This is a genomic window from Yersinia sp. SCPM-O-B-9106 (C-191), assembly GCF_026183365.1.
In the GTDB taxonomy this organism is placed as follows: Bacteria; Pseudomonadota; Gammaproteobacteria; order Enterobacterales; family Enterobacteriaceae; genus Yersinia; species Yersinia rochesterensis.
Genome location: NZ_CP110791.1, coordinates 854947 through 865548, shown reverse-complemented (window position 1 = coordinate 865548; position 10602 = coordinate 854947). Strand labels below are relative to the sequence as shown.

The window sequence follows — 10602 nt, the reverse complement described above, 5'->3', positions numbered from 1 at the left end:
AGTTTATGCGTAACTCACGGCGAACTGCAAGCGCAAAGCCTGCTGATTACCTGAAGATGGCTGCGGGGAGTTTAAGTGCGGGGAAACGAAAAATTGGCACGATAACAGTAACCGTGCCAATTTTTTGAGTATTACTGGCCGAACATATCTTTGATCCAACCCGCGACGCCATCGCCATCAGGTTTAGCTTGCCCCGCAGGTTGAGCAGCTTGGCACAAGCTTTGCGGGTTTTCTGTCCAAACCGGGATTGAGCGCATACCGCCGCCATCACCACAGACAAAATTCCCAGCCGAATCAATATTCATCTGGCTAATCCCCTCCGGTGGCTGCAATACCAGCGGCAATGGAGTTTGATTCTCAAGATAGCGGCGATACAGAGTCAGCGCGCCGTTAGCTCCGGTCAACTTGGCCGGGCCGTTATTGTCACGCCCTACCCAGGCAATCGCCACTTCTTTGCCATCAATACCGGCAAACCAGCTATCGCGCAGGTCGTTGGTGGTACCGGTTTTGGCAGCCAGATTGTATTTTGAGAATTTCACTGATAATGAACGGGATGTCCCGCGGGCGACCCCTTGCTGCATGGCGTAAAGGGTCAGATAAGCCGCCTGTGCCGGTACCATGCGCTCCGCCTGCGGGAAGCTCTGATACAGCACGGTGCCATCTTCAGCAATTACCGAGCGCACTGCGGACAATGGCGCACGATTCCCACCACTGGCGATAGTCTGATATTCCTGCGCAACTTCAACCGGGGTCAAGTCAATCGCCCCCAGCAACATCGCTGGAACGGGGTTGATAACGTTTTTCGGAATACCCAAACGTTGCAGCATGGCGCTTATCTGATCCAACCCGACGGACATTCCCAGATTAACCGTCGGCACATTCAGCGAGTTCGCCAAACCATCAATTAGCATCACCTGACCACGGAACTGGCGATCATAGTTTTTCGGCTGCCATGATGAGCCGTTAGGCAATTTAATCGACAGCGGTTGATCCGCCAGCCAGGTATTAAGGCGGTATTTATCCGGCTCACTCAGGGCAGTCAGATAGGTCGGTGGTTTAGCGAGTGAACCCACCAAGCGGCGAGCCTGCATCGCGCGGTTAAAGCCGGCAAATTGCGGCTGCGCGCCCCCGACCATGGCACGAACTTCACCACTGAAACGGTCGACAATCACCATCGCCGCTTCCAAATCATCCAGATGGCGCGCCGCTTTCAGTGCCGGAATTCCATCTTCGATGGCTTTTTCTGCCGCATCCTGTGAAACCGGATCAAGGGTAGTGAAGATTTTCACACCGGACAAATCGTTAATTTTGTCGCCCAGTTTCTGCTGTAACTCCTGACGCACCATCTGCATAAATGCTGGCTGTGGTGTGATAACCCCGCCTTTCGGCTGCACGCCCAATGGTCGGGCGCTGAGCATGGTGTACAGCTCTGCATCAATCACACCCTGATTCTGCAACAAGCGCAGCACCAAATTGCGGCGCTCAAGTGCCAGTGTCGGGTTACGCCATGGGTTATACAGCGACGCTCCTTTCACCATGCCCACCAGCATAGCTTGCTGATCGAGGCTCAGTTCATTCACCGGACGACCAAAGTAATACAGGCTCGCCAAAGGGAAACCGCGAATTTGGTCACTGCCGCTTTGGCCGAGATACACTTCGTTCAGATACAATTCCAGTATCCGATCTTTGCTGTAACGGTAGTCTACCAGCAGGGCCATATAGGCCTCGTTGGCTTTACGCCACAGTGAACGCTCGTTAGTCAGGAACAGGTTTTTAACCAACTGCTGCGTCAAGGTACTGCCGCCCTGCACCGCCTTACCGGCAGTGAGGTTAGCCAACATCGCGCGGCCAATGGAATACGGGCTGATGCCGTCATGCTCATAGAAATGGCGGTCTTCTGTTGCCAGCAAAGTATCGACCAGCAAATCAGGGAAACCGGCACGCGGCACAAATAAGCGCTGTTCACCGTTAGGAGATTGCAGCATGGTGATAAGCTTCGGATCAAGGCGCAGGAAACCGAAATCGCGCTGATTATCCAGATTCTGAATTTGCGCCAAACTGTCATTTTTAAACACCAAACGCGCGCGGATTTGACCTTCTTTCGCGTCAGGGAAATCAAATGGGCGGCGCAAAATATCAATACTGTCGCCCTGCACGGTAAACTCACCAGGGCGAGTCATGCGAGTGACCTGGCGGTATTGCATCCCTTCCAGCAAATCGATCATTTCTTTCTTGCTGTAGGACATCCCCGGTTCAAGGCTCACCATGCGGCCATAGACGGCGGCGGGCAGTTGCCAAACCTTGCCATCAATCCGGCTGCGGATTTGCGAATCGAGGTAAACCCCATAAATTGCCAACACCACTGCGCCCACCAGGAACAGTTTGATGAATAACCCAAGCCAACGGCGTTTTTTGCGCGGGGGACGTGATGCTACCTTTCTTGGCATCGGTTCTTCCTCGTCATCATCGTAATCATCATCGTCGTGGTCTTCATCATCTAAATAGTCTTCTTCTTCGTATTCATCTTCATCACGCCGCCGGCGCAATGGCCGTTTTGATGCGACTTTGGGTTGGGCTTTCTTGCCCTTGCGCCCTATTGGCTCGCGGTCATCCCCAGACATGTCTTTTTCTCCACGCGCATTGGCGATTATTGCGGCTTAATGTGTTCCCCAATTCATCGGATAGAAAGGAGAAACATCTGAAATTATTGGCTGTTGACCATGTGATCTTATTTATCTTGGTACTTTTTAGTCCGGCGAGTCGGGCGGGTATTCGCGGGGTCGTCCGGCCAGACATGTTTGGGATAGCGCCCTTTCATCTCTTTTTGTACCTCGCGATATGCTCCCTGCCAGAAAGCGGCCAAATCACCGGTAATCTGTAGCGGCCGGTGTGCCGGTGAAAGTAACTCAAGCACCACTGCCACCCGCCCACTTGCTAGCATCGGGCTGTGCTGTTCGCCAAAAACTTCCTGCAAACGCACCGCTAATACCGGTGGCCTCTCGACATAATAACGGATGGGTAGGCGGCTACCGGTCGGCACAGTGTAATGAGTTGGCAGCTCAGTATCCAGCCGTTGACGTAACTGCCAGCTCAACAGGCGAGTCAGTGCTTCCACAATATTCACTTGCCGCAGACCACGTAAATCCCGTACCCCGGACAGAGACGGCTGCAACCACAGCTCAAGTTTACCCAGTAAATTGTCGTCATCTACCACAGGCCATTGTTCTTCGGGCAGCCAACGGCTGGCACAATGTAAGCGGGTGCGCAATTGTTCGGCATTTTCATCCCAATTGAGCACTTGCAGCCCTTGTTCGCGCACCCAGTTTAGCAGCGCGAATTGCAACGCTTCATCACTCGGTTTCGCTAAGGGCTGGGCCCGTAAAGTCAGACGTCCAATTTGCCAACGCCGCCAGGCGCGTAAAGTGCCTTTTTCATCATCCCACTCGACCACTGTCCGCTCTTCGACCAAGCGGGGAAGTTGCTGCGCCAGCGGTTCAATCTCAATCGGCAACGCCAGTAAAATGCGCGCATCCGGCCCACTGCTGCTTTGTAATAAGCTGGCGGCCACCAGCCAAGGCGCACGTGACAACGCCTCGTCTTGCGCCATAGCGGCGCCCATACCGTTAGCCAACAGATAGCGCCCATCCTGCCCACGTTGCTGCGCGATGCGATCCGGATAAGCCAACGCCAGCAATTGACCGGCAATATCACTGTCAACCGCGCCCACACGGGCATTAATTCTTTGTGTTAATTGCCTTGCCCGCCGCTGCCAGTGCGGTTGTGGGCGGCTGAGCCAATCGTGTAAATCAATTTGACCGGATCGCGGCGGCTCTTCCAGAATCGCCGCTAATAACCCCGCCGTGGCTAACGCGTCCGGGCTTTGCTCGGCGGCAAAACACAACATCGCGGCCAACCGGGGTTCACAGCCCAAACTAGCCATACTGCGCCCCATGCGGGTGAGTTGCCCCGATGAATCAATAGCCCCTAAACGCTGCAATAAGTCGCGAGCTACAGCCAATGCAACTTGCAGCGGCCTATCAAGCCAACTGAGTTGTGCCTCATCCTGGCATCCCCAGTTCAGCAACTCCAGCCACAAGCTGCATAAATCGCTGTTAAGAATTTCTGGTTCACTGTATTCCGCGGCCCGCTCGGCCTGCTCTTTAGCAAACAGATGCCAGCAGATCCCCGGTTCCAGTCGCCCGGCACGCCCGGCGCGTTGCACCATGGAAGCTTGGCTGATGCGCTGAGTCACCAGCCGAGTCAGGCCGTTTTTGACATCAAAACGCGCGACACGTTCCAGTCCGCTGTCGACCACCAGCCGGATGCCCTCAATGGTCAAACTGGTTTCCGCAATATTGGTCGCCAACACCACTTTACGCCGCCCAACAGGGGCCGGTTGAATGGCTTTTTGCTGTTCACTGAGCGGTAAAGCACCATACAGCGGGCAGAGGTCAGTATCACTGGCAACCTCGCCTTGTAGCCGCTCCATCACACGATGAATCTCCCCCACACCGGGTAAAAATAGCAGCAAAGAACCCTTTTGCTCATTTAATAAGCGCTTAACGCGATTGGCAACCCCATCCTCCAGCCGCTCATGGCCCGATAAAGGTTGATAGCAGCGCTCGACCGGGAAGCTGCGCCCAGCGGAGACAATAGCTGGCGCGGAGGGCAACAGCGCGGAAAGCCGCTGGTTATCCAATGTCGCCGACATTATCAGCAGTTTGAGGTCATCACGTAGCCCTTGCTGCACATCCAGCAAGAGCGCCAGCGCCAAATCGGCCTGTAAACTGCGCTCGTGGAACTCATCAAGGATGACCAAAGACACCCCCGTCAACTCGGCATCTTGCTGGAGCATCCGAGTCAGAATGCCCTCGGTCACCACCTCCAGCCGTGTCTCCGGCCCACTTTTGCTTTCGGCGCGCATCCGATAGCCCACCGTCTGCCCCGGCTGTTCACCCAATTGTTGGGCCAACCGGTAAGCGACATTTTTCGCCGCCAGCCGCCGAGGTTCCAGCATGATAATCCGGCCAGGCAAGCCCGCCAGACGCAAAATTTGCAGCGGTAACCAGGTCGATTTACCGGCACCGGTTGGGGCGTGGAGCAAGACTTGCGGTGAGGTTTGCAACGCAGACAATATCTCACTGAGCACTTCACCTACCGGCAAAGCAGCCCCCTGCGCATCACTTTCTCTCTGACTTACCACCACATTCTTCCCCACACTCTCTACTTTCATCGTCAGCCATTGTAACATCATGGCCGTATAGCGTATTTAGCCGAGTGATTATGCCAATCTAATGATTAAAACCGCCGATAAAACTATCGTTAATAAAACCAGCTTTCGTCGTCTGTTCTTTGCGCTGGCCCTGCCTGATGCCCTGCAACAGACTATTGTGCCATGGCGAGCGGATAACTTCCCGCCCGAGGCTGGCCGCCCTATTGCTGCCGCGAATCTTCACCTGACACTGGCGTTTCTCGGCGAGGTTAGTCACGCTAAAGCTCAAGTCTTGCAGGAACAAGCCGGGCGCATTAGTCAGTCAGGTTTTAACATAACGCTGGATGATATTGGCCACTGGCCTAATTCCGGAGTGATATGGCTCGGATGTAAAAATCCCCCGCGCGGGCTGTTGCAATTGGCCCAGTTATTGCGGTCCCAAGCGGCGCGCAGTGGTTGTTACCAAACACCGCTGCCATTTCATCCCCATGTGACGTTATTCCGTGGGGCTATTCGCCCAGTCGCCATACCGGCGAAAGCTCCCAACGAAAGCTTTCGGGCAGACTTTTTTTCGTTATATGAATCGGTATTCACACGCGGCCGCACCCGTTATAACATTGTACAAAGCTGGCCATTGGCTAGCACTGAAAGGAAACCTGATGCCATCTAATTCCCAGTTGCCGGCTTTGGCCCCTCGGTTATTATCTTTTAACCCCAAATTACAGCCCGCCACACTTATCCTGCGGTATAAACGCTTTTTAGCTGATATTGTGACGCCCGAGGGAGAAACATTAACTATTCATTGCGCTAATACCGGAGCAATGACCGGTTGTGCCACGCCAGGGGATAGGGTCTGGTATTCGACCTCGGATAACCCAAAACGCAAGTATCCCCATAGTTGGGAGTTAACTCAGACCCAAACCGATGATTGGATATGCGTAAATACCTTGCGTGCCAATGAGTTAGTCAGTGCGGCAGTAGAGAATAATTATATTTTTGAATTATCCGGTTACATTTCTGTCAAAAGAGAGGTTAAGTATGGGGATGAAAATAGCCGTATAGACTTGTTATTGCAGGCAGAAAATAGGCCTAACTGCTATATTGAAGTCAAGTCGGTTACTTTATTACAGCAACAATGTGGGTACTTCCCGGATGCCGTCACCCTGCGGGGTCAGAAGCATCTCAGGGAGTTACAAAACATGGTTGCCAATGGTCACCGGGCTGTACTTTTTTTTGCCGTATTGCATACGGGCATCAGGCAGGTCGCCGCTGCCCGACACATTGACAAACGCTATGCAGAATTGCTGGCCCAGGCTCAGCAAGCAGGAGTGGAGATTATCTGCTACGGTTTTCAACTATCGCCTGACGGTATTGCGCTTGATGCACGCCTACCGTTATTACTGGACGAAATGCCCCATCCATAGCGCTGAATAAAAAAGCGATGATTGGATGAAGTTGCTCGCCAAATACGCCTGCCCTCACACCATTGTCAAGCAGGCGACAGGAATAATTGCTAACCTTCCTTCCTTCTGTTATTTATAGCGGCCTGATTTTTTCCCCTATTGGGGATTTTGATAGTGCGTATGAATGTAGGAGAAGCATCATGCAAGAAGGGCAAAAACGTAAAACCTCGTCCTTGAGCATTCTCGCCATAGCTGGGGTAGAACCATACCAAGTGAAGCCTGGCGAAGAGTATATGAATGCCGCCCAGCTGTTGCATTTCAAGCGGATTCTTGAAGCATGGCGCAACCAGCTCAGGGACGAAGTAGACCGTACTGTATCGCACATGCAAGACGAAGCTGCTAATTTCCCCGATCCGGTAGACCGTGCTGCGCAGGAAGAAGAGTTTAGCCTTGAACTTCGTAACCGCGACCGCGAGCGTAAGCTGATTAAAAAGATCGAGAAAACCCTGAAGAAAGTCGAGGATGAGGATTTCGGTTTCTGCGAGTCTTGTGGCGTAGAAATTGGCATTCGCCGTCTGGAAGCACGACCAACTGCAGATTTGTGTATTGACTGTAAAACCCTCGCCGAAATCCGCGAAAAGCAGATGGCAGGCTAACACAGTAATAATCTGTATATCCAAAGACGTTGGGGTTATAGGTAGCAGCAAGTGAGAGACAAATTGGTTGTAAACCATTTTGAACAGCGCTTGCGTTGGCCCGTAGGGTGAGCCTCTGATGAGGCTCGTAATCCCGCTGAGCTTACTCAAGTAAGTGATTCGGGTGAGATAGTGTAGCTAACAACCCTACAGCTCCAAGTACAAAGGGTATGACACGGTGCCAGAGCCATCTCCGGCACCGCATTTACCACACTGGATTTATGTCCAAAGATATCATTACCGAGCAAACTGCGCTTATGCAAACCCCATATGTTGGGCGTTTTGCACCTTCCCCGTCTGGTGATTTGCATTTCGGTTCGCTGATTGCTGCATTGGGAAGTTACTTGCAAGCCCGCGCTGAAGGTGGGAGCTGGCTAGTTCGCATCGAAGATATTGATCCCCCCCGTGAAATCCCTGGCGCTGCAGACCGTATTTTAGCGACACTGGACCACTATGGCCTCCATTGGGATGGCCCGGTTATTTATCAATCTCAGCGCCATGAAGCCTATCGCGCCACCTTAGACTGGCTGGAGCAACAAGGGCTTAGCTATTACTGCGCCTGCACCCGTAGCCGCATCCAGCAAATCGGTGGTTTATATGACGGTTATTGCCGTGACCGCCATTTACCAGCCCAGAACTCAGCCATTCGCTTACGCCAAACTCATCCGGTTTATACCTTTTGTGATAAATTACTCGGTGAGTTGCACGCCGTGCCCGCACTGGCTGAAGAAGATTTTATTATTCGTCGTCGAGATGGCTTATTTGCCTATAATCTGGCGGTGGTGGTCGATGATGCCTTTCAAGGGGTGACCGAGATTGTACGCGGAGCCGATTTAATCGAACCCACAGTGCGTCAGATAGCGCTCTACCAGCAGTTACAGCAACCGGTGCCCCGCTATTTGCACTTACCGCTGGCGCTGAATCATAATGGTAATAAGCTCTCTAAACAAAATCATGCGCCGCCGCTGCCCAATGGCTGTCCGCGTCCGATTTTAGTCGAAGCTCTAAAGTTTTTGCGTCAACCGATACCAGAATGCTGGCAAGATCTTGATTTACCGTTATTATTACGCTTTGCCGTCGACAATTGGACATTGGCAACCATTCCGCATCACGGGGCGGAGATAGCCAGTGAAAACACAACGGCATTCTCAAAGACAGCACGGTGAGCTATGATTAGACGCTGTTTTTCTGTTGTTCTGTAATTTATTAGCCACTATCGAGGTGTACCATTTTTACCCGAGTAGCCAATTTCTGCCGTAAGGTACTGATTCGCGATAATAAATCAGCTGGCGATAGCAAAGCTGTCCGTGATGACACGGCTCGTGATAGCAGTGCCCGTAAAGATAAAGTGCCCGGTGAAGATAACGTGGCCCGCAAAGAGAAAAGGCCTGCCAGAACGAATACTGGCCGCAAGAATCATGCGGTGCCGACTTCACAACAGCTTTCTTCACAGCAAAGTGCGATGACGATTATTCCACGAGATCAGCACAATATTTCCCGTAGAGATATCAGCGATAATGCGCTGAAGGTTCTCTATCGCCTGAATAAATCAGGTTACGAAGCCTATCTGGTTGGCGGCGGTGTCCGTGACCTATTGTTGGGCAAAAAACCAAAAGATTTTGATATCACCACCAGCGCCACGCCAGAACAAGTGCGAAAGTTATTCCGCAACTGCCGCCTGGTCGGTCGCCGTTTCCGTCTGGCCCATGTCATGTTTGGCCCGGAAATTATTGAAGTCGCCACTTTCCGTGGTCACCACGAACAGCAGCAAGCGGAAGACAGCGACAAAAACTCTTCTCAGCAAGCGCAAAATGGCATGCTGTTGCGTGACAATATTTTCGGTACCATTGAAGATGACGCCCAGCGCCGAGACTTCACGATTAATAGCCTCTATTACGGCATTTCTGATTTTGCGCTACGCGACTACACCGGCGGTTTGCGTGATCTGAAAGAAGGTATTATTCGCCTGATTGGCGATCCTGAAACCCGCTATCGTGAAGATCCGGTGCGGATGCTGCGGGCAGTTCGTTTTGCCGCTAAACTGGATATGACGATCAGCTCGGAAACTGCGGAGCCGATCCCGCGCCTGGCCTCGCTGCTGCACGAGATCCCACCCGCGCGTCTGTTTGAAGAGTCACTCAAACTACTACAATCCGGCTACGGCTATAAAACTTATTTAAAACTGTGTGAATATCAGCTTTTCCAGCCGTTATTCCCACTGATTGCCCGCCATTTTACCGAGCATCATGACTCGCCGATGGAACGTATTTTGGTTCAGGTTCTGAAAAATACTGACTATCGTTTGCATAATGATAAGCGCGTCAATCCAGCATTCTTATTTGCCGCTATGCTTTGGTATCCGCTGATTGAACATGCGCAGAAGCTGACGCAAGAAAGTGGTCTGGCCTATTACGATGCTTTCGCACTGGCAATGAATGATGTATTGGATGAAGAGTGCCGTTCACTGGCAATTCCAAAACGTATCACCTCATTGGTGCGAGATATCTGGTTGCTGCAACTGCGGCTGTCACGCCGTCAGGGTAAACGTGCGCATAAGCTGATGGAGCATCCAAAGTTCCGTGCAGCTTACGACTTGCTGGCACTGCGTGCTGAAGTCGAAAATAACCATGAATTACAGCGCCTTACACAGTGGTGGGGAGAATTCCAGGAAGCCACACCGCTACAGCAAAAAAATATGCTGAATACTTTAGGGGCCGATCCGGCGCCGCGTCGCTCTCGCCCTCGCCGCCCACGTAAGCCAGCACCACGTAACGAAGGGGCATAATACGCACCATGATCCGGGTCTATATCGCGTTAGGCAGTAATCAGTCTATGCCACTGCAACAGGTTAAAACCGCACTGGAAGCGCTGGAGCATCTGCCGCGCACCCAGTTGGTGGCATGCTCGCCTTTTTATCGCACTAAACCGTTAGGCCCTCAGGATCAGCCGGATTTTCTTAATGCGGTCGTAGCGTTAGATACCTCCCTGCCCCCGGAACAACTGTTAGACAGCACCCAAGCCATCGAACGCAATCAGGGGCGGGTAAGGAAAGAACAGCGCTGGGGGCCACGGACACTGGATCTCGATATTATGTTGTATGGCGATCAAGTGATAAAAACTGATCGCCTCATTGTGCCGCATTATGGTTTGAAAGAGCGCGAGTTCATGCTCTACCCGCTGGCCGATATTGCCCCTGATCTTATTTTCCCCGATGGCGAATCGCTGTCAGACCGCCTTAAACTTGTAGATAAAAATGGCCTGGTACCTTGGTAAGGGTGCTTGTTTGCTAAAT

The 10602-nt window shown here is 52.3% G+C and carries 8 protein-coding genes; 6 read left to right on the top strand and 2 right to left on the bottom strand.

All coding sequences use genetic code 11. The features are described from left to right. Positions 1-131: 131 nt before the first annotated feature. Together mrcB and hrpB are read right to left on the bottom strand one after the other, a co-directional pair. The gene (gene mrcB, locus OP863_RS03815) at positions 132-2621 is read right to left on the bottom strand and encodes a bifunctional glycosyl transferase/transpeptidase (RefSeq protein WP_145591893.1); all 2490 of its coding nucleotides are present in this window, start codon (positions 2619-2621) and stop codon (positions 132-134) included. Between the two features lie 107 nt (positions 2622-2728). Beyond that, positions 2729-5251: an ATP-dependent helicase HrpB gene (hrpB, locus tag OP863_RS03810; RefSeq protein WP_265526228.1), complete on the bottom strand. Its 2523-nt coding sequence runs from the start codon at positions 5249-5251 to the stop codon at positions 2729-2731. Positions 5252-5294: 43 nt separating this feature from the next. On the opposite strand from hrpB, the gene thpR reads away from it, so the two are divergent. From thpR to folK, 6 genes are all read left to right on the top strand, one after another. Further along, positions 5295-5882: an RNA 2',3'-cyclic phosphodiesterase gene (gene thpR / locus OP863_RS03805; RefSeq protein WP_145587521.1), complete on the top strand. Its 588-nt coding sequence runs from the start codon at positions 5295-5297 to the stop codon at positions 5880-5882. Next, positions 5872-6636: a DNA/RNA nuclease SfsA gene (gene sfsA / locus OP863_RS03800; RefSeq protein WP_265525909.1), complete on the top strand. Its 765-nt coding sequence runs from the start codon at positions 5872-5874 to the stop codon at positions 6634-6636. Before thpR ends, sfsA begins: the two co-directional genes overlap by 11 nt. A gap of 179 nt (positions 6637-6815) precedes the next feature. Continuing rightward, the gene (dksA, locus tag OP863_RS03795; RefSeq protein WP_038636200.1) at positions 6816-7271 is read left to right on the top strand and encodes an RNA polymerase-binding protein DksA; all 456 of its coding nucleotides are present in this window, start codon (positions 6816-6818) and stop codon (positions 7269-7271) included. Between the two features lie 260 nt (positions 7272-7531). Continuing rightward, positions 7532-8476, top strand: coding sequence for a tRNA glutamyl-Q(34) synthetase GluQRS (gene gluQRS, locus OP863_RS03790; RefSeq protein ID WP_145587525.1), 945 nt, complete (start codon positions 7532-7534; stop codon positions 8474-8476). 62 nt (positions 8477-8538) lie between these two features. Then, the gene (gene pcnB, locus OP863_RS03785) at positions 8539-10095 is read left to right on the top strand and encodes a polynucleotide adenylyltransferase PcnB (RefSeq protein ID WP_071841740.1); all 1557 of its coding nucleotides are present in this window, start codon (positions 8539-8541) and stop codon (positions 10093-10095) included. An 8-nt stretch (positions 10096-10103) separates the two neighbouring features. Beyond that, the gene (gene folK / locus OP863_RS03780; RefSeq protein WP_038636208.1) at positions 10104-10583 is read left to right on the top strand and encodes a 2-amino-4-hydroxy-6-hydroxymethyldihydropteridine diphosphokinase; all 480 of its coding nucleotides are present in this window, start codon (positions 10104-10106) and stop codon (positions 10581-10583) included. Positions 10584-10602: the final 19 nt, after the last annotated feature.

What these genes read in the sequence shown, in the direction of transcription:
- sfsA (WP_265525909.1), top strand. Translation starts at nt 5,872, where the DNA reads ATGCCATCTAATTCCCAGTTGCCGGCTTTGGCCCCTCGGTTATTATCT.
- dksA (WP_038636200.1), top strand. Translation starts at nt 6,816, where the DNA reads ATGCAAGAAGGGCAAAAACGTAAAACCTCGTCCTTGAGCATTCTCGCC.
- gluQRS (WP_145587525.1), top strand. Translation starts at nt 7,532, where the DNA reads ATGTCCAAAGATATCATTACCGAGCAAACTGCGCTTATGCAAACCCCA.
- folK (WP_038636208.1), top strand. Translation starts at nt 10,104, where the DNA reads ATGATCCGGGTCTATATCGCGTTAGGCAGTAATCAGTCTATGCCACTG.
- mrcB (WP_145591893.1), bottom strand. Translation starts at nt 2,621, where the DNA reads ATGTCTGGGGATGACCGCGAGCCAATAGGGCGCAAGGGCAAGAAAGCC.
- thpR (WP_145587521.1), top strand. Translation starts at nt 5,295, where the DNA reads ATGATTAAAACCGCCGATAAAACTATCGTTAATAAAACCAGCTTTCGT.
- hrpB (WP_265526228.1), bottom strand. Translation starts at nt 5,251, where the DNA reads ATGTTACAATGGCTGACGATGAAAGTAGAGAGTGTGGGGAAGAATGTG.